Here is a 20,015-nt window from a genome sequence, read left to right on the forward strand (position 1 = left end):
CAATGAAGAACTGGTCTGATATTGCTGATGTGCAGCCACTGGCTAGTAGAATTATTACCAACAGCATAAAAAAAGACCGTGTTTCTCATGCGTATTTGCTTCATGGAGCACGTGGCACAGGAAAAGAAGCAATTGCTACAATGATTGCCAAAAGTTTATTTTGCGAGAATCTGGATGGTGTAGAGCCTTGTAATCAGTGTCATGCATGTAAAAGGATCATCTCTGGGAACCATCCTGATGTTCATTGGATCGAACCAGAAGGACAATCCATTAAAATAGAGCAAATCCGCAATTTACAAAAAGAATTCAGCTATTCCGGGATGGAATCCACCCGAAAAGTTTATATCATAAAAGGTGCCGAGACACTTACTGTAAATGCTGCAAACCGTATTTTAAAATTTTTAGAGGAGCCGAGTAAACAAACGACGGCCATTATGCTTACCGAAAATAGCCAAGCCATTTTGCCAACCATTCGTTCTAGATGCCAGATTATTGATTTACAGCCCTTGAATGTCATTCATTTTCAGCAAAAACTAGTCGAAAACGGGTTAAGTGAAAATACTGCCAGGTTAATGGGTGCCCTCACCAATAACTTAGATGATGCGCTGGCTCGTAGCAATGATGAGTGGTTTGCCACTGCTAGAAAGATAGTGGTACAATTAGTAGAAATGTTTGCCGAGAACCCGCAAGATGTTTATTTATATATTCATAACCACTGGGTGGTACATTTTAAAGAAAGAAGCGAGCAGGAAGAAGGGCTTGACTTACTGCTTTTAGCGTTTAAAGACGTGCTCTATTATCATATTGGTAATGAATCAGAAATGGTTTTCTTTGCGAACCAAGATCCGTTACTAGAAAAAGCAACGCTTTCCTTTTCCCAAGGAGAGTTACTGGAGCATTTAAATACCATTATGCAAGCCAAAAGAAAATTGAAGCAAAATGTTAATCCCACATTAGTGATGGAACAACTTACACTTCAGATACAGAGGTGATTATGTGATAGATGTAATTGGAGTCCGCTTCAAAAAAGCGGGTAAGATATATTATTTTGATCCTGGTGAACATTCGATTTCCCTGCACAGTTATGTAATTGTTGAAACAGTAAGAGGCATAGAGTTCGGGAAGGTCGTAATAGCCAAGAAGCAGGTGGATGAGGAAGATGTGGTACTTCCACTGAAGCAAGTGATTCGTGTAGCGAATGAAAAGGACAAATTGACAGTCGTGGAAAATCAGGAGCATGCTGAAAAGGCATTTCGCACCTGTTCAGATAAAATTGCGCACCATAACCTTGATATGAATCTAGTAGAAGTAGAGTATACATTTGATCGTAATAAAATAATTTTTTACTTTACAGCAGATGGTAGGGTAGATTTCCGTAATCTTGTAAAAGATTTAGCAGCGATGTTCAAAACACGGATTGAACTCAGACAGATAGGGGTACGTGATGAGGCGAAAATGCTTGGGGGCATTGGGCCTTGTGGCAGAATGCTCTGCTGTTCCACTTTTTTAGGTGACTTTGAACCGGTTTCCATTAAAATGGCGAAGGACCAGAACTTGTCTCTTAACCCGGCAAAAATATCTGGGCTATGTGGAAGACTTATGTGCTGCTTAAAATATGAAAATGATGATTATGAAACAGCCAAGCGTGAACTTCCTGATATTGGACAAGCTATTAAGACACCACATGGTAAAGGAAAAGTAGTAGGCCTCAACATTCTGGAGAGACTAATTCAAATCGAGATTCCAGAAAAAGAACGAGTTATTGAATATACTTTAGATGAACTAATTGATGAAGGTATATTAGCGCAAGCCACAGAATAACGGGGTGAGTTAGGCGTGAAGAAGAGAGAGATTTTTGATCAGGTTTCCGACATGGAACAGCAAATTGGGGAATTATATGAGCAGCTTGGCGATTTAAAAGGCCGTTTACGTGATTTGCTTGAAGAAAATCACAGGCTTGCAGCAGAGAACCACAATTTGCGCAATCATCTAGAACAAACAGATAAGCAACATAACACGGAATCAAGTGAGGACAAGCCTTCCAAGAGCTTTCCTGGAGAAGGCTATGATAACCTGGCGAGGCTATATGAAGAAGGGTTTCATATTTGTAACCTCGAATTTGGGAGTCCTCGCCAAAACGAAGATTGCATCTTTTGCCTAGACTTTTTAAACAAGAAAAAATAACAAACATTAGAGTGGCTGTCCCAACAATGGGGCAGCCTTTCTTACAAAGAACTTGTAGGGAATATTGTTTAGCAACAAAATTGATTTTTACATAGAAAGGGTAAGGCAATGGTAGCGTTATATGATGATGAACGGATAGACTATTTACTAGCAGATGAGAGTATGAAAATCATCCAAAGCCCGACGGCGTTTTCTTTCTCTCTTGACGCCATATTACTGGCACATTTTGCGTATGTTCCGATTAAACGCGGGTCTATTTTAGATTTATGTACCGGAAATGGGGTTATCCCACTCCTATTGTCGCGGAAGTCTCAGGCAAAGATAACAGGGGTGGAAATCCAGGAACGTATTTTCCATATGGCGGAGCGGAATATTGAAATGAATGGACTTGAAGATCGGTTAGAAGTAATTCATGCGGATTTAAACAATATAGGGCCAGACCTGCAACAGAGCAGCTTTGATGTGGTTACCTGTAATCCTCCTTACTTCAAAACCCCTTCCAAAAATGAGCATAATCATAATGAGTACCTCACGATTGCGAGGCACGAGGTCTATTGTACGCTGGAAGATGTGGTAAAAGCCTGTAAGCTTTATGTTCGTCCTGGCGGGAAAGTAGCAATGGTGCATCGGCCAGACCGGCTTGTTGATATCATCACGTTATTCCGTAAATACAAACTGGAGCCAAAGCGTATTCAATTGGTATACCCGAAAAAGGGCAAGGAAGCGAACATGTTACTTGTAGAAGGAACGAGGGATGGAAAGCCAGGCTTGAAATTTTTGCCCCCCTTATATATTTACAATAGTGATGGGAACTACACGGAAGAGGCAGAAGGGATTATTTATGCATGACACGAAGCATACAGTATATATACTGAAATGTAAGGACGATACTTTATATACAGGGTATACGAATAATTTTAACAAACGCCTGCAGATGCATGAGGACGGAAAGGGTGCCAAATACACGCGTGGCAGGGGTCCGTTTGAAGTGGTTTACATGGAACATTTTCCATCAAAGGAATTAGCAATGCAAAAGGAATACCAGATAAAACAACTACCCCGTAGGCGGAAACTTGCGTTAATACGGGATATGCTGAAAGAAGAGGTGCGCTGTGAAAGTACAAAAGAGCTATGAAGACGGAGCAGGTGGCACGCTTTATGTGGTACCTACACCAATTGGTAACCTGGAGGATATCACATTTCGCGCGTTGAAAACATTAAAGACAGTAAATGTCATCGCAGCGGAGGATACGAGAAACACAAAAAAGCTATTGAATCATTTTGAAATAAATACACCACTCATAAGCTATCACGAGCATAATAAGCTTGGGAGAGAAGAACAGCTCCTGCCGAGAATGGAGCAAGGGGAATCAATTGCTGTCGTCAGTGATGCTGGTATGCCTGCCATTTCTGATCCAGGGTATGAGTTAGTGCAAGCTGCCATTGCTAACGACTTACCAGTAGTGGTTCTACCAGGTGCCAATGCAGCATTATGTGCGTTAGTAGGCTCGGGCCTTCCTGCTAAATCCTTTCACTTTTATGGATTTCTTCCGCGGAAAAAGAAGGAGAAGGAAGCAGAGCTCGATCGTTTAAAAGGGCTGAAAGATACCCTGTTGTTTTATGAATCACCACATCGTTTGAAGGATACGTTAAAAGCAATAAAGGATCGCTTGGGAGACAGACAGGCTGTCATTGCTAGAGAGCTTACAAAGCGGTTTGAGGAATTCAGTCGGGGGACAACAGAAGAACTGCTAACCTATGTGACTGAAACCACATTAAAGGGAGAATGCTGTATTGTGGTGGAAGGAACCAGCAGTGACATACATGAAAGTGAAGTGTTATGGTGGAGCCATCTTTCAGTAAGGGAACATGTCATCCATTATATAGAAGGAGAAAGTTTACCGAGTAAAGAGGCAATAAAGAGGGTAGCTACAGAACGACAAATGCCTAAGCGCGAGGTGTATCAGGCCTATCATATTGATTCTGATTAACTTTAACTAGACATAAAGAAAAAGGGCTGACGTGCTAAGCAAGCGTCAAGCCCTTTTTAATATCGCCTCTGATGTCTTATGTAGAAAAGTAAGTAATTTACTTGTTGAAGCGTGATTGGATTTCATTTACAAGTTCTTGCGCACCCTCAGGACTAAGAACAAGTTTACCGTTTGCTAAAGAAAGGTTGTCATCTGATACTTCCCCGGTTAGGTGACAAGTCATGTTTGGTTTATATTTTTTAAGGACAATTTTATCGTTGTCCACGTAGATCTCCATTGCATCTTTCTCATGAATATCAAGTGTGCGACGGAGTTCAATAGGGATTACCACACGGCCAAGCTCATCGACTTTACGTACAATTCCAGTAGACTTCATTTTTCTCCCCCTCTTAGGTTGGAAAGTATTTTCATTTACATATTGTAAAGTACATTCTTTCCAAAATAATCGTCATAATTCGACATGTTTCTAAGCAATAGAATACCAACCTTTCCCACGTCTGTCAACATATATTTACCTAAAAATAAAATTAGTGGGAAAATTTGATAAACCGCACAAACAAAGACTTGAAGCAAGTTTTCCAATATATTTTGGGTGTTGTTTCTATCTATAGAAGCACTATAAGTTAGGAGTTTAGTTTCTGTTTTTCGACATAGTTCGACAAAATTTCCTGTCTTTATGAGAAAAGGAAAACCAGGCAATACTGATTATTGCAAGGGGTTTGGCAAAATACGTAAGAAAAGCTACAATAGGAATAGTTTATTAATTGATGCTAGCAATTGAAGGAGGTAGCAAAATGCCATCAGATAAAAAGACATTTTATATAACAACACCAATTTATTATCCGAGTGGTAATTTGCATATTGGCCATGCATACTCAACAGTGGCTGGCGATGCAATTGCCCGTTATAAAAGAATGCGCGGTTATGATGTTATGTATCTAACAGGTGCGGATGAGCATGGGCAGAAAATCCAGAAGAAGGCTGAAGAAAAAGGACAGTCTCCTCAGGAATATGTTGATGAAATTGTTGGGGGAATTCAAGAACTTTGGAAAAAGCTAAAAATTACAAATGATGATTTTATCCGAACTACACAAGAGCGTCATAAAAAAGTATTGGCAAAACTGTTTGATCAGCTTGTGCAGCAAGGTGACATTTATCTTGACCAATATGAAGGCTGGTACTGTACATCATGTGAATCCTTTTTTACAGAACGTCAGCTAAACGACGGACATTGTCCGGATTGTGGTGGCCCAGTAGAGAAGGTCAAGGAAGAGTCTTATTTCTTTAAAATGAGTAAATATGTCGATCGGCTTGTGCAATTCTATGAAGATAATCCGGAGTTTATCCAACCTGAAAGCCGTAAAAATGAAATGCTGAACAACTTTATCAAGCCAGGGTTAGAAGATCTTGCAGTATCAAGAACAACATTTGATTGGGGAGTAAAGGTTCCTGGAAACCCTAAACACGTTGTTTATGTATGGGTTGATGCATTGTTTAACTACATTACAGCACTTGGCTATGGTACTGACAACCAAGAAAAATACAATAAATATTGGCCTGCAGACGTGCATTTAATGAGTAAAGAGATTGTCCGTTTCCATACAATCTACTGGCCTATTCTTTTAATGGCACTAGATCTGCCATTACCGAAAAAAATCTTTGCGCACGGCTGGATTTTGATGAAGGACGGCAAAATGTCAAAATCAAAAGGTAATGTCGTGGATCCAGTAAGCCTAACAGACCGTTATGGCTTGGATGCGCTACGCTACTACCTGCTTCGTGAGGTTCCATTCGGTTCAGATGGTGTCTTCACACCAGAAGGGTTTGTGGAACGTACCAACTATGATTTAGCAAACGACTTAGGCAACTTACTAAACAGAACGATTGCGATGATTGGCAAATACTTTGACGGTAAAATTCCTGCATACAAGGCAAGTGAGACAGAAGTGGATGCATCACTAGAAGCCTTTGGTAAAGAAACGATTAAAAAGGTAGAAGATGCACTTGAAGAGATGCAGTTCTCTGTGGCCTTAGCTTCTCTATGGCAAATGATTAGTCGTACAAACAAGTACATTGATGAGACAGAGCCATGGGTATTGGCTAAAGATGAATCCAAAAAAGAGCGTCTGGGAAATGTGATGGCACATTTAGCAGAATATCTGCGTAAAGCGGCTGTGATGCTGCAGCCATTCCTGACAGAAGCGCCGAGTGAAATTTTCCGCCAGTTAAATGTTAGTGACGCTTCCTTGCATGAGTGGGACAGTGTCTATGAAGAAGGCAAAATTCCAGAAGGTACACAGGTACAAAAGGGAGAGCCAATCTTCCCGAGACTTGATGCTGAGGTGGAAGTAGCTGCCATTAAAGCGATGATGCAGGGACCAGCACAGGAAGAAGAAAAGCCTGCCAAGCAGGAAGATACATCAAAAGAACAAATTGCCTTTGATGATTTTATGAAGGTAGATATGCGTGTCGCAGAAGTTGTGAAGGCGGAACCTGTGAAAAAAGCAGATAAGCTGTTGAAGCTTCAATTAGACTTAGGTGAAGAAAAGCGCCAAGTTATTTCTGGTATCGCGCAATACTATAGCCCAGAAGAATTACCAGGTAAAAAAGTGATTTGTGTTACTAACTTAAAACCTGTGAAACTTAGAGGCGAAATGTCTGAAGGTATGATTCTATGTGGCGAAGATGAGGAAGGCAAGTTAGTCCTTGCTTCTGTTGAACAGGATCTGCCGAACGGCTCTGTTGTAAAATAATTCTACAAAAGGTCAGTTCCCGTTTTGGGGGATGGCCTTTTGTTTTAAAAAATTAACTGTAAACGTGTACGCTTTTTAGGAGGATAAATAATGCTATTTGATACACATGTACACTTAAATGCTAGGCAATTTATGGAGGACCGTGAGGCAACAATCCAGCGAGCTTTTGATGCGGGTGTGAAATATATGGTTGTTGTTGGGTTTGATAGTGAGACCACACCACTTGCCATTGAAATTGCCGAGCAATATGAAACAATCTATGCTGCTGTAGGCTGGCACCCAGTAGATGCCATTGACATGACAGAGGATCATTTAAAATGGATTGAAGAACTAGCTGAACATCCAAAGGTGGTAGCCATCGGGGAAATGGGGCTTGATTATCACTGGGACAAGTCTCCTAAAGATATTCAAAAGCAAGTTTTCCGCAAGCAAATTCAATTGGCGAAAAAAGTAAATATGCCTATTATTATTCATAACAGGGAAGCCACAGCGGATATAATCGAAATCCTTCAGGAAGAAGATGCCCAAGCTGTTGGCGGGATTATGCATTGCTATAACGACTCCGTAGATTATGTCCAAACATGCCTGGATATGAATTTCTACATTTCACTAGGTGGGCCTGTAACGTTTAAAAATGCTCCACTGCCAAAAGAAGTAGCGGTACAGGTACCAGCAGACAGATTATTGGTGGAAACAGATGCACCATTTCTCGCGCCACACCCAAACAGAGGAAAACGAAATGAACCTGCCTATGTGAAATTGGTTGCAGAAAAAATAGCCGATTTAAGAGGCGTTAGTTTGGAGGAAATTAGTAAATTAACGACACAAAACGCCTTTTCTCTCTTTAAACTCGAATTATGAGGGTTGTAAAGCAAATAACATAATATGTTAAAATATAGGTAAACAATGGGAATTATAAAGAAGCCTGGACACAAAGTCCTGGCTTTTTCCATGTAATTGTAAAAATGGCATAACCCCTTGTACAGAAAGGGTTTATAAGATACTTTAACAACTTCATTTATGGCCCTTTTCTCAATGTAATCTAATTGTAAACTAACCGTAATCGGAATAGCTTTGACTTTGCATATAACTGTATCTATAATCAAAAATGCATTGAGAGGGGGCAGAAGCATGCGAGTTATTTCAAAGCTTATGCCGGCATCGAAAATGAAGCTGGTTATTTCAAGCATTGGTGTTTTGGCACTTGTAGTATTTTCAGGGTTAGTATTATTTGATGCGACAAAGGCAGAAGTAGTGCTAAATGACAACGGGGAAAAACAAAAAGTGAAAACACATGCAACAACGATTGACCAACTGCTAAAGGAAGCGGGGATTACCGTTGGAGAACATGATCTCGTCTCACATGAAATGGACGCGGCCATTGAAAACGGTATGGAAGTCAACTACAAAACAGCAAAACAAATATTCGTTACAATAGATGGAGCCGAGCAGGAGTATTATACGACTGCGGACACAGTAGAAGCGTTTTTAAAGGAAAATAGTCTTTCCTTTGCAGACCATGATGAAGTTTCGCATGATATGCAGACAGCATTAGAAGATGGACTACATATAGACGTAAATCAAGCATACCAAGTTACAATTCATGATGGAAATAAAGAAATCAAGCAATGGACTACCGGTGGAAGTGTAAAAGACTTGCTTGAAAAAGCAGGCGTTGCCTTTGATCCGAAGAGTGATGATAAAATTAAACCAAAGCTTGACGACACACTTTCTAAGAAAACCTCTATCTCCATTGTTCGTGTTGAGAAGGATGAAGAAGAAGTAAGTGAAGCGATTGCCTTTGAAACAGAGGAACGAGAAGATAGCAGCCTTCCAAAAGGGGAAGAGCGGGTTATTTCTGAAGGAGAAGAAGGTACCGTTAAAAAGGTTTATGAAATTGTGATAGAAAACGGAAAAGAAGCAAGCCGGGAATTAGTAAGTGAAGAAGTAACAAAAGAATCAAAAAACCGTGTTGTTGCAATAGGTACGAAAGTAGAACAGCCACAGGTAGCTAAAAAGCAAGAACCTGCAGACGAAGGAAATCTTGTTACTCTATCTGAAGAAAAGCCAAAAGAAAGCAAGCAACCAAGTTCTAATGGCAAAGTGTTTACAATGAGTGCAAGCGCCTATACCGCTGGATGTAGCGGTTGTTCGGGCCATACCTCTACAGGAATTGACTTACATGCCAATCCAAACATGAAGGTTATTGCTGTAGATCCAAATGTTATTCCACTAGGTTCAAAGGTTTGGGTGGAAGGCTATGGAGAAGCAATAGCAGCAGACACAGGCGGTCATATTGTAGGAAACCGCATTGATGTCCATGTCCCGAGCAAAAGTGCAGCCTACAGCTGGGGAAGAAAAACAGTAACTGTAAAAGTTCTTGATTAATATTTATGCTCTTACCATGATATAGTGGTAAGAGCATTATTTATATAGAGCTCTTAAAATGTCATAATAAGAGCAAGGACACTATGAAATAGCACACGGCAGTACAGACGCCTGCGGGAATTTTGATACATTTTAATGATATTAGGTAGTCATGTACAGCTACTATCTAATACGTGAAGAAAGAGGAATGCAATGAAGATAAAAGAAGTAATTGTTGTGGAAGGTAGAGATGATACGGCTAGAATCCTTCAAGCTGTTAACGCTGATACCATTGAAACAAACGGGTCAGCCATAAATCGTGTAACCTTGGAGCAAATTAAACACGCCAAGGAAAAACGCGGCGTCATAATCTTTACAGACCCTGATTATCCCGGGGAGCGTATTCGCCACATTGTTAATGAGGCTGTGCCTGGTTGTAAGCATGCCTTTCTCACTCCTAATCAAGCTAGATCAAGCTCTGTAAGGAAACGCAGCTTAGGTATTGAGCACGCTTCCCTTGAAGTAATCCAACAAGCACTGGCTGATGTCTATGAATTAAAAGAGGAAGAGCAAAGTGAGATTACGAAAGAAGATCTAGTATTGCATGGTCTAATTGGTGGGGCCGGTTCTAGTACAAGGAGAAAGCGTCTTGGTGAGCTGTTGCAAATTGGGCACACTAATGGGAAGCAACTTTTAAAACGACTGACAATGTTCCAAATAAATAAAGCGCAATTTGAGGAAGCCATGAAGCAACTGCAACAGGAGGATGGGCCCAATGAATAAAAAATATATTGCAACACCTACACGCACAAAAGAAATATTGAATAAATATAAATTTACATTCAAAAAAAGTCTTGGACAGAACTTTCTTATTGACAGCAATGTCTTAGAAAATATAATCGCCCATGCAGGGATTAATAAGCAGGCTGGAGCAATTGAAATCGGTCCAGGTATCGGAGCCTTAACCGAACAATTGGCAATTCATGCTGATAAAGTTGTAGCATTTGAAATTGATCAACGCTTAATCCCAGTACTGCAGGATACGTTACGTGAATACGACAATGTAAACATCGTGAATGAAGATATATTAGAGGCGGATGTTGCAGAGAAAATTGCTGCTAATTTCTCGCCAACACAACCTGTTCATGTGGTAGCGAACTTGCCGTATTACATTACCACTCCGATCTTATTAAAGCTTTTACATGAGGATCTCCCAGTAAATAGCCTTACGGTTATGATTCAAAAAGAGGTTGCAGATAGAATGGCAGCTGGACCGAATACGAAGAGCTATGGGTCTTTAACTATAGCGGTCCAGTATTACACCCATGCTTCTGTTGTAATGGACGTTCCAAAGCAGGTATTCATGCCCCAGCCAAATGTCGACTCAAGCATTTTGCGATTAGTGAAAAGGGACAAGCCTCCAGTTGAAGTGGAAAATGAGGAATACTTCTTCTCCATTATTAAGGCAAGCTTCGCCCAGCGTCGTAAAACATTACGGAATAACCTGACGAATCATTTTAAAGGGGCGATTGATAAAGAAGTAATCAACCAGACACTGGAGCGTATTGGTATTGATGGTACAAGACGTGGTGAATCGCTGGATATGCAGGAATTTGCTACATTAGCGAATGCATTTTATAAGTTGGGGTAGATGAAGGGTGTAAGTTTAGTATAGAGTAAAATAATGAGAATTTAAAAAGCCTGGGTCAGCGTATTCAGGTTTTTTATAAAGATAAGGAAGTATAAAAAATTGGCGGTATGTTGTTCTTAGACAGGAACAGCCACGTCCAGCTCCAGCGCCCAGAAACTAGGCGGCTTCACTTCATTGCCCTACGATAAAGAAGACTTGCCGACTGGTGTTGTGTCTAGCTCCGAGCGTCAGAAACTAGGCGGCTTCACGCATCGCCCTACGATAAGTCATCATCGGTTCGTATCCTCACCGTGATTCCTTTATCTCAGTTGATTCGCTCCATCCGCTACGTTTCTAAACGACGCTCTGCGCTTTTCTTTTAACCAGAGGCTTAGTCGCACTTATACCCTTGTGGTGAAAGTCATCGGTTCGTAAAATAAAGGAAGGTCGACTAAAACCGGCCTTGCCGGCCAACGCCGACATACCCCTGATGCAGGGGCATGAAACATTATCTCAGTTGATTCGTTCCACTCGCTACGTGGGCCCGGAGGATCCGGGTCATGCCGACGTTGCCTCAGGACGAGGCGAACTTAGTCGGCGTTCCTTAAAACGGGCGCCCTGCGCTTTTGTTCTGTATGCAATCCGCACTTTTATCTAATTGCCAATATAACATACCATTATTGCTTTTTACTTTTTTCATATTTAACTTCTCCAAAACCTTGCTGGAAGGCACATTGTCTGCTAAACATTCAGCTGTTATATGATTTACGAGGTAAGTATTAAATGCCCAAGTGGTAAGGCTGCGCAGAGATTCTGTTGCATAACCTTTGTTTTGTGCTGAAGATAAGATACTGTAACCTATTTCCACAGAACCTTCTGTGTCCGGTTTACCTTTAAATCCCATATCCCCAATAATTTTACTCGTTCGTTTTTCAATAACTAGCCAAACACCCCAACCTAAAAGCGTTTTATCTTTTTCCAATTCTTCCAAATACATTTCAAAATGTGGTCCTTGTTTGTATTCCTTAGAAGTATAGGGTAGTAAAGACCCTTTAGAACAAGGAATTAGCTTTAGCCTCTCCGTATATAGTTCCATTTTTTTATCTCCCTTACTGACTCCTCATTATTTTTGAAAAATAACATGCCCAACAGCCATCACAATAAAAAAGCTAAAAAACATGAGTGTATTCCCTATCATTAGCCAGCTTTTTCGAGCAAGCCATCCAAATACTAACCCTACTGCCGCAATTGGGAACGTTAACAGCCATAAAGGGCTGGATAACTGATACAGTATATTGGGCACCCAAAGTAACACACACAGGACAACACAAACCATAGAAATACCCTTTTTAAAGTCCATATAATGAAACCCCTTTCACCTATTAAGATTATAACATAACTTCTCCACCCAACATTCTTAGTCGCACGGTTCACATAGATGCTTCATAGTCTATAGGAGTAATGCTTTGCATAATGGAAGGCTGTGAAGAGAATGGAGATAAAGAAAGGCGGGCTAGTTACAAGAAAGTCCTATAACCATGATTTACTCTTTCGTGTTGGCTCAGTGGAAAAGAAAGTAGTTGGTTTATTTGGGGAAGATTTACGACTTGAAGCAGATGCGCCGATGGATGATCTTTCACCTGTTGCGGAGAGAGAGCTAGAGAAACGACGCAAAAAAGGAAAGGATCAAGAAGAGTTCTCTTATCGCTTGTTTCGCCAAGACTATCAGCTTCTAAAAGAAAAGCGGGATTATCAATCTTCTGATGGCTATCAGTTTGATGCCAAAATATTTCAATTGCCAGCAAAGGTTCTCCATTTAGACGGGGATCAGATGTATTTACAAAAGTGTATTCAGCTTTATCACAGAATGGGTCTGCAAGTTCACGGTGTCCATTTACATGAGAGGGATATGCCTCATGAGATTGGTGCCTTAATAAATAAAATTCAGCCAGACATCCTTGTCATCACAGGCCATGATTCGTTTTCTAAAAATAAAGGCGTAAAAAATGATCTACGTGCCTATAGACATTCAAGGTATTTTGTAGAGACGGTACGTGAAGCACGTAAAATAAATCCTCACTTGGACCAACTTGTCATCTTTGCGGGGGCTTGCCAATCTCACTTTGAATCCCTTATAAGGGCAGGAGCCAACTTTGCAAGCTCGCCTCAACGTGTTAATATCCATGCCCTTGATCCGGTTTATATCGCTGCGAGAATTGCTTATACACCGTTTATGGAAAAGGTAAGTGTGTGGGAAGCGTTGCGGAATACATTAACTGGGGATAAAGGGATGGGGGGAGTGGAAACAAGGGGCTTGCTACGAACAGGGATGCCCTATATGGACGAGGAAGATGAACATTAAAGGAGCCTCTTACCTATAAGGTAAGTTCTGCTCTTGATCGCTTGTGGACAAGCTAATCCAAAAAATAAATCAGAAACCGTTACATAAATTGTTAACTTTTACAAATAATAAAGGAAATCGACAAAATAAATTGTTGACATTAAATTTGTTATCTTGATATAATATAAAGTTTTGTTTGACTATTATACAAGCTTATGGTAAAATGTTAACAGTGAGGTGGGGTATAGTGGCTAAAACATTAATCGAAATTAAGCAAGGTCTTGAAGGTCATGTTGGGAAGCGATTGAAGCTAAGAGCCAACGGTGGTAGAAGGAAAACGATTGAACGGTCCGGAGTACTAGCAGAGACGTATCCTTCAGTTTTTATTGTGGAGCTGGACCAGGAAGAAAATGCATTCGAACGTGTTTCATACAGCTATGCGGACGTGTTAACAGAAACAGTGGAATTAAGTTTTTCAGAGGAACGAGTAATAGCAAGAGCCCTTGAGCAGTAGACCTCCGTTTACTGCTTTTGCTTTGCCAAAAAAGCCTCCCTTTCAGAGCGGTTTACGCATATTTTCCTTTTTTACATATTTCTGCTTCGTTTTAGGTCTCCCATTCTGCATAAACTATAGATGTCGTAAAAAAGCTCATGCAGAAGGGGGTTGTTCTTTCATGGCTAGACGTAAAGGGATGATGTCAGACCAATTGAAAGAAGAAATTGCAAAGGAGTTAGGTTTTTACGACACGGTAAAACAAGAGGGCTGGGGCGGTATTAAAGCAAGGGATGCCGGTAATATGGTGAAACGTGCAATTGAAATGGCCGAGCAAAATATGCAATCAAAGGGCAAACCCGAGTAGGGTTTGTCCTTTGTTTTAGATACGGAACTTTGTCTCGTTAAGGTTAGCACCCCAGTCGCCACTGTTTTTGGAATATGTTACAATTTGTTTATCTATGTACAAGAAGGTGATGGTGTTGGTACTTTTTGAGAAAGCCCCCGCCAAGATTAACTTATCACTCGATGTGTTAAGTAAACGTGATGATGGTTACCATAATATTGAAATGATTATGACCACCATCGACCTTTCTGATCGGATTGAGTTTCATGAGTTGGAAAAGGATCGGATAAAAATATCCCTTGAGAGCAGGTTTGTGCCGAGTGATGAACGAAACTTAGCATATAAAGCCGCTGCTTTGTTTAAAGAGCGTTACAACATAAGAGCTGGTGTGCATATTAAGATTGAGAAGACCATACCAGTTTCTGCCGGGCTTGGGGGTGGGAGCACAGATGCTGCTGCTGTACTCAGGGGGCTGAACCGGCTTTGGTCCTTGAACCTCACGTTGGGGGAATTGGCCGAACTAGGTGCGGAGCTAGGTACCGATATTCCCTTTTGTGTCTTTGGGGGAACAGGGATTGCCACAGGGCGAGGGGAGATTGTCCGCCCCCTTCCATCTCCTCCTCCCTGCTGGGTCGTACTCGCAAAGCCTGATATTGGCGTTTCTTCAGGTAAAATCTTTCAACAAATTAAGGTGGACGAGCTAGACCATCCTGTGAACGAAAAGCTACTTAGGGCTCTAGAGGAAAATGATTTTTCGATGCTCTGTGCAAATTTGGGTAATTCTTTAGAGCGGATTACGATGGGGCAACATCCGCAGGTTCGCCAGATTAAAGAAGCGATGCGACAAGCAGGTGCCACCGGTACGTTAATGAGCGGGAGTGGGCCGACAGTTTATGGACTAATTATGCAAGAAAACAAGGCCCATCGTATCTATAACGGGATGCGCGGGTTTTGTGAGGAAGTCTTTTTGGTACGGCTATTAGGCTAGTCTTCCAAAATGCATATATTAATGTTATACTATGTAGAAATTATTCGGTTTTGAGGTGTGGAAATGAAAAGGAGCAATCGTTTGGTCACGTTAACCAACTTTTTTCTGGAAAACCCAAGAGAACATGTTCAGTTGCCTTATTTTGTCCAGCTTCTCCAAACAACAAAGGCTTCCGTCAGTGAGGACATGGACATTATTGATGCTGTGTTCCAGCAAGAAGGCTTGGGCTATTTAAACCGTACTACTGGGGCGGCAGGTGGCGTGAAATTTATTCCAGAGTTCTCCCAGCAAAAAAGCTTTCAGTTTATCGAACAGCTAAGGCAAAAGCTTGAAGACCCAAATAGAATACTCCCTGGTGGGTATTTATACATGAGCGATCTTTTAGGGAACCCTAAAACAGTAAAAGAGATAGGTCGTGTTTTTGCTTCAGCCTTTTCGAAATCAGACATTGATGTGGTAGTGACGGTTGCGACAAAGGGTATCCCACTCGCTTATGCGGTGGCATCTTTCCTGGATGTACCTGTCGTGATTGTAAGAAGAGACCCTAAAGTCACGGAAGGTTCCTCTGTGAGTATTAACTATGTTTCAGGCTCGTCGAGAAAAATTCAAACGATGGTACTCCCGAAAAGAAGCTTACAAGAAGGTGCAAACGTCTGTATTATTGATGACTTTATGAAAGCTGGCGGCACAATTACAGGTATGGTCAGTCTGCTTGAAGAGTTTCAGGCAAATGTAAAAGCAATTGGGGTGCTGGCAGAAGCAGATGATGAAGAAGAGGAACGTGTCGTGGATAATTACACCTCTTTAATTAAAATTTCCAATGTTGATATTAAAGGTAAAAAGATTGAGGTTCAGCCTGGTAACATAGGAGAAAAGTCCTGATTGGCGTAATTTAAAGCAGAAACAAAGCCACTTTTCCCGCTTTTTCAAAAAAATAATAATATTTTTTTTAGAAAAAGAAGGAATTTCCTATATTTTGTTGAACTTGTTAAATAAGTTCAAAAGGGAAAAGGTGGTGAAACATCATGGAAGTAACAGACGTTAGATTACGCCGCGTTAATACAGAAGGAAGAATGCGCGCTATCGCCTCAATTACACTAGATCAAGAATTTGTTGTTCATGATATTCGTGTAATCGATGGAAACAATGGTTTATTTGTAGCAATGCCTTCTAAACGAACTCCGGATGGAGAGTTTAGGGATATTGCACACCCGATAAATTCCGGGACGCGTGGAAAGATTCAAGATGCTGTATTAGAAGAATATCGTCGTGCAGGGGAAGAAGATGTAGAATATGAGGAAGCAGGCGCATCCTAAATCATCAACCTGCGTGAAAGCAACTAGAGGTCTAATCTTACAACAGGTTGGCCTTCTTTTTTTTGGACATATTTACCATTACCTTTTTTCCGCTTTACATCCTGCTCCCTGCCCCAATTCCCGCTTATGAAATAGAGCTTCTAATGTTGAAATCCATAGCTATTTAGGATATATTCATTATGGATTATATTAAATAGCTAAAGTTTTCGTTAATGATAGAGTACATAGAAAAGTTTAATAAACATGGAGGTTTCCTAATGACGAATCGGTATGCGGTGATCTTAGCAGCGGGACAAGGGACAAGAATGAAATCAAAGTTATATAAAGTGCTTCATCCAGTTATGGGTCGGCCTATGGTACAACATGTATTGGAACAGGTAAAGACAGTGGATCTAGGTAGTGTTGTTACTGTGGTAGGATTTGGAGCAGACAAAGTTGCAGAATACATAGGAAATGAAAGTGAGTTAGTCGTACAGGAAGAACAGCTAGGCACAGGGCATGCAGTTATTCAGGCGAAGGAACTTTTAAAAAATAAAGAAGGTACAACGATCGTCGTCTGTGGAGACACCCCTCTAATTAAAGGCGAGACATACGAAGAATTGTTCGCACACCATGAACGCACAGGAGCAAAAGCTACCATTCTTACTACAAAGGCTCCAAACCCAGCTGGATATGGCAGGGTTATCCGCAATGAAGCGAATGAGGTAGAAAGAATTGTGGAGCATAAAGATGCCAATGAACAAGAGCTACTCGTTGACGAAATCAACACAGGTACGTATTGCTTTGATAACCAGGCTTTATTTGCAGCGCTTGAGCATGTTTCCAATGATAATGCACAAGGGGAGTACTATCTGCCTGATGTCATTGAAATCCTTCGCAATCAGTCAGAAGTAGTAAGTGCCCATTTAACACCTGATTTTGAAGAGACACTTGGAATTAATGACAGAGTTGCTTTAGCGCAGGCTGAAGGGATCATGAAACAAAGGATCAATGAACAGCATTTACGTAATGGTGTAGGAATTATAGATCCAAGTAACACGTACATCCATCCAGATGTAGTCATCGAACCAGATGCTATTATCCACCCCGGAACGGTAATAAAAGGAAACACTACCATAAAAAGTGATGCTGAAGTAGGACCATTTACCGAAATAACGAATTGCCATATAGGAGAAAATACGGTTATTAAACAAAGTGTTGCGTCTGATAGCCATATAGGGGATCGAGTAAAAATTGGCCCGTTTGCGCATATTCGTCCTGAATCTTCAATTGGTGATGAGGCAAAAATTGGAAACTTCGTGGAAATAAAGAAAACAAACCTCGGGGACAGCAGCAAAGTTTCCCACTTAAGTTATATTGGAGACGCACAAGTTGGAAGCAATGTTAACGTTGGTTGTGGTACAATTACAGTGAACTATGATGGAAAGAATAAATTCTTAACGACGATTGAAGACGACGCATTTATAGGATGTAACTCTAACCTGATTGCACCAGTTACAATTGGGAAAGGTTCGTATGTCGCTGCGGGCTCAACCATTACCAAAAACGTCCCAGAGGATTCGCTGTCTGTCGCGCGTGCCAGACAAACGAATAAAGAAGGGTACGCATCAAAAATAAAAAACAGACAAAAAGATTAACGGAGGGTTTTAACTCATGGCATCTACTTACAAAGATTCATCTTTGAAAGTATTCTCTTTAAATTCGAATTTAAAATTGGCAGAAGACATTGCTAACCATATCGGTACGACATTAGGTAAATGTACTGTATCGAGGTTTAGCGATGGTGAGATTCAAATTAACATTGAGGAAAGCATTCGTGGCTGTGACGTATATGTTGTGCAGTCAACCTGCTCACCTGTAAACCAGCATTTAATGGAACTATTAATTATGATTGATGCGCTTAAACGTGCATCTGCAAGATCTATCAATATTGTGATGCCTTACTATGGTTATGCCCGTCAGGATCGTAAAGCAAGATCCCGTGAACCAATCGCAGCAAAACTTGTAGCTGACCTTCTGGAAACAGCGGGGGCTACAAGAGTCATTACATTAGATCTCCATGCGCCACAGATTCAAGGGTTTTTTGATATTCCAATAGATCACCTGCAAGGTGTGCCAATCCTATCTGATTATTTTGAAGCAAAAGGGTTGGAAGACATTATTGTTGTATCGCCTGACCATGGTGGCGTGACACGTGCACGTAAAATGGCAGATCGTCTAAAGGCACCAATTGGGATTATAGACAAACGCAGACCACGCCCGAATGTAGCGGAAGTGATGAACATTGTCGGAAATATTGAAGGCAAGACAGCAATCCTTATTGATGACATTATTGATACAGCAGGGACCATTACACTTGCAGCCAATGCTTTAGTAGAAAATGGAGCCAAAGAAGTGTATGCATGCTGTACACACCCTGTTCTATCCGGTCCAGCTATTGAGCGCATTGATAATTCGATGATCAAGGAATTAGTTATCACAAACTCCATTCCTTTAACTGAGGATAAAAATATTGATAAAATTACGCCACTATCGGTTGCGCCGTTAATTGGGGAAGCAATCATCCGAGTCCATGAGTTACAATCTGTAAGTATTTTATTTGATTAAGGTTTAGCAGACTGATTTAATGGGTAACATCTTAATGGAGCGTGTTTTAGAATTGCTAGTAGAGTTACGGTTATAGAGCTCGCTAGGCACTGCATAAAGTACACACGAACACAAAACAGAGAGAAAACTGAACAGTTTTTTTACTAATTTGGAGGGTGATGAATATGGCAGTAAAGCTAAAATCAACAAACCGAGAAGATCTTACAAAATCAGCAACAAAGGAAATTAGAAACAGCGGAAAAGTACCTGCTGTTGTATATGGACAAAATAAGGAACCACGAGCAATTTCAGTGGACAGCATTGAACTCGTAAAGACAGTCCGTGACGAAGGTAGAAATGCAATCATTTCCCTCGACTTGGAAAATAGTGACGCTGTAGATGTGATGTTGCATGAGTACCAGATTGACCCGATTAAGGACGAGCTTATTCATGCAGACTTTTATGTTGTAAATATGTCTGAAGAAATGGATGTTGAGGTACCAGTTCGTATCGACGGAGAGGCGCAAGGTGCTAAAGATGGTGGCGTCTTACAACAACCACTATATGTCTTACAAGTACGCGCTAAGCCTAATAATATTCCAGAGGAAATTGTGGTCGATGTATCAGCACTTCAAATCGGTGAAGGTCTAACAGTCGGAGACCTACCTTCAGCAAGCAATTACGAAATTCTAGACGAGCAGGAAACTACGGTTGTGACAGTGACCACTCCTGATACACTAGAAGATATAGAAGAAGCACCAGATGAAGACGATAAGCCAGAGCTAGTCGACCCAGAAGCAGAGCCTCTAAATGAAGAGAATAAAGAGTAGCAACAAGCAGTTTTTGTAATATGTATGATAAGGCTGCAAATTAAGCAGTATTCAATAGAAATGTAGGTGAAATTGGGACAGAGGTAATTTTGCTACATGAAAACCCGAACTAGCATGTAAATCCTTGAATAGAGGTTTGCTTAGTTCGGGTTATCTTTTATTTTAGCGTAGGCAGGACACGGAGACTCCT

General features: G+C 40.9%; 23 protein-coding genes. 20 read left to right on the forward strand and 3 right to left on the reverse strand.

The annotated features are described in order from the left end of the window. Nucleotides 1–2 precede the first annotated feature (2 nt). From holB to rsmI, 6 genes are all read left to right on the forward strand, one after another. A complete protein-coding gene (gene holB, locus LG273_RS00255; RefSeq protein ID WP_379560763.1) occupies nt 3–992 on the forward strand; it encodes a DNA polymerase III subunit delta' in 990 nt (329 codons plus the stop codon). A 4-nt stretch (nt 993–996) separates the two neighbouring features. Continuing rightward, nucleotides 997–1,821, forward strand: coding sequence for a stage 0 sporulation family protein (locus LG273_RS00260; RefSeq protein ID WP_379560762.1), 825 nt, complete (start codon nt 997–999; stop codon nt 1,819–1,821). Between the two features lie 15 nt (nt 1,822–1,836). Beyond that, nucleotides 1,837–2,184 carry a DNA replication initiation control protein YabA gene (gene yabA / locus LG273_RS00265; protein ID WP_379560761.1) on the forward strand — a complete coding sequence of 116 codons (348 nt, stop codon included), beginning with the start codon at nt 1,837–1,839 and terminating at the stop codon, nt 2,182–2,184. Between the two features lie 108 nt (nt 2,185–2,292). After that, a complete protein-coding gene (locus LG273_RS00270) occupies nt 2,293–3,033 on the forward strand; it encodes a tRNA1(Val) (adenine(37)-N6)-methyltransferase (protein WP_379560760.1) in 741 nt (246 codons plus the stop codon). Beyond that, the gene (locus LG273_RS00275; RefSeq protein WP_379560759.1) at nt 3,026–3,319 is read left to right on the forward strand and encodes a GIY-YIG nuclease family protein; all 294 of its coding nucleotides are present in this window, start codon (nt 3,026–3,028) and stop codon (nt 3,317–3,319) included. The genes LG273_RS00270 and LG273_RS00275 overlap by 8 nt, the downstream gene beginning before the upstream one ends. Beyond that, nucleotides 3,297–4,175, forward strand: a complete 879-nt coding sequence (gene rsmI, locus LG273_RS00280; RefSeq protein WP_379560758.1) for a 16S rRNA (cytidine(1402)-2'-O)-methyltransferase — start codon at nt 3,297–3,299, stop codon at nt 4,173–4,175. The genes LG273_RS00275 and rsmI overlap by 23 nt, the downstream gene beginning before the upstream one ends. Nucleotides 4,176–4,272: 97 nt before the next feature. Here the strand turns inward: rsmI and LG273_RS00285 are convergent, their stop codons facing one another. After that, complete coding sequence (locus LG273_RS00285; protein WP_379560757.1) at nt 4,273–4,551, reverse strand: AbrB/MazE/SpoVT family DNA-binding domain-containing protein; 279 nt, start codon at nt 4,549–4,551, stop codon at nt 4,273–4,275. Between the two features lie 418 nt (nt 4,552–4,969). On the opposite strand from LG273_RS00285, the gene metG reads away from it, so the two are divergent. From metG to rsmA, 5 genes are all read left to right on the forward strand, one after another. Continuing rightward, complete coding sequence (gene metG / locus LG273_RS00290) at nt 4,970–6,928, forward strand: methionine--tRNA ligase (protein ID WP_404456965.1); 1,959 nt, start codon at nt 4,970–4,972, stop codon at nt 6,926–6,928. Nucleotides 6,929–7,018: 90 nt separating this feature from the next. Further along, nucleotides 7,019–7,789, forward strand: a complete 771-nt coding sequence (locus LG273_RS00295) for a TatD family hydrolase (protein ID WP_404456968.1) — start codon at nt 7,019–7,021, stop codon at nt 7,787–7,789. Nucleotides 7,790–8,059: 270 nt separating this feature from the next. Next, nucleotides 8,060–9,316 carry a ubiquitin-like domain-containing protein gene (locus LG273_RS00300; RefSeq protein ID WP_379560754.1) on the forward strand — a complete coding sequence of 419 codons (1,257 nt, stop codon included), beginning with the start codon at nt 8,060–8,062 and terminating at the stop codon, nt 9,314–9,316. Between the two features lie 192 nt (nt 9,317–9,508). Further along, nucleotides 9,509–10,078, forward strand: a complete 570-nt coding sequence (rnmV, locus tag LG273_RS00305) for a ribonuclease M5 (RefSeq protein ID WP_379560753.1) — start codon at nt 9,509–9,511, stop codon at nt 10,076–10,078. Then, entirely contained in the window at nt 10,071–10,946 is an 876-nt protein-coding gene (gene rsmA / locus LG273_RS00310; RefSeq protein ID WP_379560752.1) for a 16S rRNA (adenine(1518)-N(6)/adenine(1519)-N(6))-dimethyltransferase RsmA, read from the forward strand. Before rnmV ends, rsmA begins: the two co-directional genes overlap by 8 nt. Nucleotides 10,947–11,529: 583 nt before the next feature. On the opposite strand, the gene LG273_RS00315 is transcribed toward rsmA, so the two are convergent. Together LG273_RS00315 and LG273_RS00320 are read right to left on the reverse strand one after the other, a co-directional pair. Continuing rightward, nucleotides 11,530–11,907: a GNAT family N-acetyltransferase gene (locus tag LG273_RS00315; RefSeq protein ID WP_404456973.1), complete on the reverse strand. Its 378-nt coding sequence runs from the start codon at nt 11,905–11,907 to the stop codon at nt 11,530–11,532. Nucleotides 11,908–12,048: 141 nt separating this feature from the next. After that, on the reverse strand, nt 12,049–12,285 hold the full coding sequence (locus LG273_RS00320; RefSeq protein WP_379560750.1) for a hypothetical protein: 237 nt from the start codon (nt 12,283–12,285) through the stop codon (nt 12,049–12,051). Nucleotides 12,286–12,417: 132 nt separating this feature from the next. Between LG273_RS00320 and yabG the strand changes: the two genes are divergently transcribed. The 9 genes from yabG (at nt 12,418) to LG273_RS00365 (ending at nt 19,825) form a co-directional block, all read left to right on the forward strand. Further along, a complete protein-coding gene (gene yabG, locus LG273_RS00325; RefSeq protein WP_404456978.1) occupies nt 12,418–13,287 on the forward strand; it encodes a sporulation peptidase YabG in 870 nt (289 codons plus the stop codon). A gap of 226 nt (nt 13,288–13,513) precedes the next feature. Further along, nucleotides 13,514–13,780 carry a biofilm formation stimulator Veg gene (gene veg, locus LG273_RS00330; RefSeq protein WP_379560748.1) on the forward strand — a complete coding sequence of 89 codons (267 nt, stop codon included), beginning with the start codon at nt 13,514–13,516 and terminating at the stop codon, nt 13,778–13,780. 160 nt (nt 13,781–13,940) lie between these two features. Then, the gene (locus tag LG273_RS00335; RefSeq protein ID WP_379560747.1) at nt 13,941–14,126 is read left to right on the forward strand and encodes a small, acid-soluble spore protein, alpha/beta type; all 186 of its coding nucleotides are present in this window, start codon (nt 13,941–13,943) and stop codon (nt 14,124–14,126) included. A 115-nt stretch (nt 14,127–14,241) separates the two neighbouring features. After that, entirely contained in the window at nt 14,242–15,093 is an 852-nt protein-coding gene (gene ispE / locus LG273_RS00340) for a 4-(cytidine 5'-diphospho)-2-C-methyl-D-erythritol kinase (RefSeq protein WP_404456983.1), read from the forward strand. Between the two features lie 63 nt (nt 15,094–15,156). Then, a complete protein-coding gene (purR, locus tag LG273_RS00345; protein ID WP_379560745.1) occupies nt 15,157–15,975 on the forward strand; it encodes a pur operon repressor in 819 nt (272 codons plus the stop codon). 143 nt (nt 15,976–16,118) lie between these two features. Then, nucleotides 16,119–16,409 carry a septation regulator SpoVG gene (gene spoVG / locus LG273_RS00350; protein WP_036578205.1) on the forward strand — a complete coding sequence of 97 codons (291 nt, stop codon included), beginning with the start codon at nt 16,119–16,121 and terminating at the stop codon, nt 16,407–16,409. Nucleotides 16,410–16,666: 257 nt separating this feature from the next. Continuing rightward, nucleotides 16,667–18,046 carry a bifunctional UDP-N-acetylglucosamine diphosphorylase/glucosamine-1-phosphate N-acetyltransferase GlmU gene (glmU, locus tag LG273_RS00355; RefSeq protein WP_379560744.1) on the forward strand — a complete coding sequence of 460 codons (1,380 nt, stop codon included), beginning with the start codon at nt 16,667–16,669 and terminating at the stop codon, nt 18,044–18,046. A gap of 16 nt (nt 18,047–18,062) precedes the next feature. Next, the gene (locus LG273_RS00360) at nt 18,063–19,016 is read left to right on the forward strand and encodes a ribose-phosphate diphosphokinase (protein ID WP_379560742.1); all 954 of its coding nucleotides are present in this window, start codon (nt 18,063–18,065) and stop codon (nt 19,014–19,016) included. Between the two features lie 164 nt (nt 19,017–19,180). Further along, entirely contained in the window at nt 19,181–19,825 is a 645-nt protein-coding gene (locus tag LG273_RS00365) for a 50S ribosomal protein L25/general stress protein Ctc (protein ID WP_404456988.1), read from the forward strand. The last annotated feature ends 190 nt before the right edge of the window (nt 19,826–20,015 follow it).

The sequence above is a fragment of the Oceanobacillus kapialis genome, assembly GCF_044790185.1.
GTDB classification, from domain to species: Bacteria; Bacillota; Bacilli; order Bacillales; family Amphibacillaceae; genus Oceanobacillus_B; species Oceanobacillus_B kapialis.

Excerpts from the sequence above, each read along its gene's own strand:
- rsmA (WP_379560752.1), top strand. The coding sequence starts at position 10,071 with ATGAATAAAAAATATATTGCAACACCTACACGCACAAAAGAAATATTG.
- LG273_RS00285 (WP_379560757.1), bottom strand. The coding sequence starts at position 4,551 with ATGAAGTCTACTGGAATTGTACGTAAAGTCGATGAGCTTGGCCGTGTG.
- glmU (WP_379560744.1), top strand. The coding sequence starts at position 16,667 with ATGACGAATCGGTATGCGGTGATCTTAGCAGCGGGACAAGGGACAAGA.
- yabG (WP_404456978.1), top strand. The coding sequence starts at position 12,418 with ATGGAGATAAAGAAAGGCGGGCTAGTTACAAGAAAGTCCTATAACCAT.
- LG273_RS00270 (WP_379560760.1), top strand. The coding sequence starts at position 2,293 with ATGGTAGCGTTATATGATGATGAACGGATAGACTATTTACTAGCAGAT.
- LG273_RS00300 (WP_379560754.1), top strand. The coding sequence starts at position 8,060 with ATGCGAGTTATTTCAAAGCTTATGCCGGCATCGAAAATGAAGCTGGTT.
- spoVG (WP_036578205.1), top strand. The coding sequence starts at position 16,119 with ATGGAAGTAACAGACGTTAGATTACGCCGCGTTAATACAGAAGGAAGA.
- LG273_RS00335 (WP_379560747.1), top strand. The coding sequence starts at position 13,941 with ATGGCTAGACGTAAAGGGATGATGTCAGACCAATTGAAAGAAGAAATT.
- LG273_RS00360 (WP_379560742.1), top strand. The coding sequence starts at position 18,063 with ATGGCATCTACTTACAAAGATTCATCTTTGAAAGTATTCTCTTTAAAT.
- LG273_RS00365 (WP_404456988.1), top strand. The coding sequence starts at position 19,181 with ATGGCAGTAAAGCTAAAATCAACAAACCGAGAAGATCTTACAAAATCA.
- LG273_RS00320 (WP_379560750.1), bottom strand. The coding sequence starts at position 12,285 with ATGGACTTTAAAAAGGGTATTTCTATGGTTTGTGTTGTCCTGTGTGTG.
- rnmV (WP_379560753.1), top strand. The coding sequence starts at position 9,509 with ATGAAGATAAAAGAAGTAATTGTTGTGGAAGGTAGAGATGATACGGCT.
- metG (WP_404456965.1), top strand. The coding sequence starts at position 4,970 with ATGCCATCAGATAAAAAGACATTTTATATAACAACACCAATTTATTAT.
- purR (WP_379560745.1), top strand. The coding sequence starts at position 15,157 with ATGAAAAGGAGCAATCGTTTGGTCACGTTAACCAACTTTTTTCTGGAA.
- LG273_RS00275 (WP_379560759.1), top strand. The coding sequence starts at position 3,026 with ATGCATGACACGAAGCATACAGTATATATACTGAAATGTAAGGACGAT.
- LG273_RS00295 (WP_404456968.1), top strand. The coding sequence starts at position 7,019 with ATGCTATTTGATACACATGTACACTTAAATGCTAGGCAATTTATGGAG.
- holB (WP_379560763.1), top strand. The coding sequence starts at position 3 with ATGAAGAACTGGTCTGATATTGCTGATGTGCAGCCACTGGCTAGTAGA.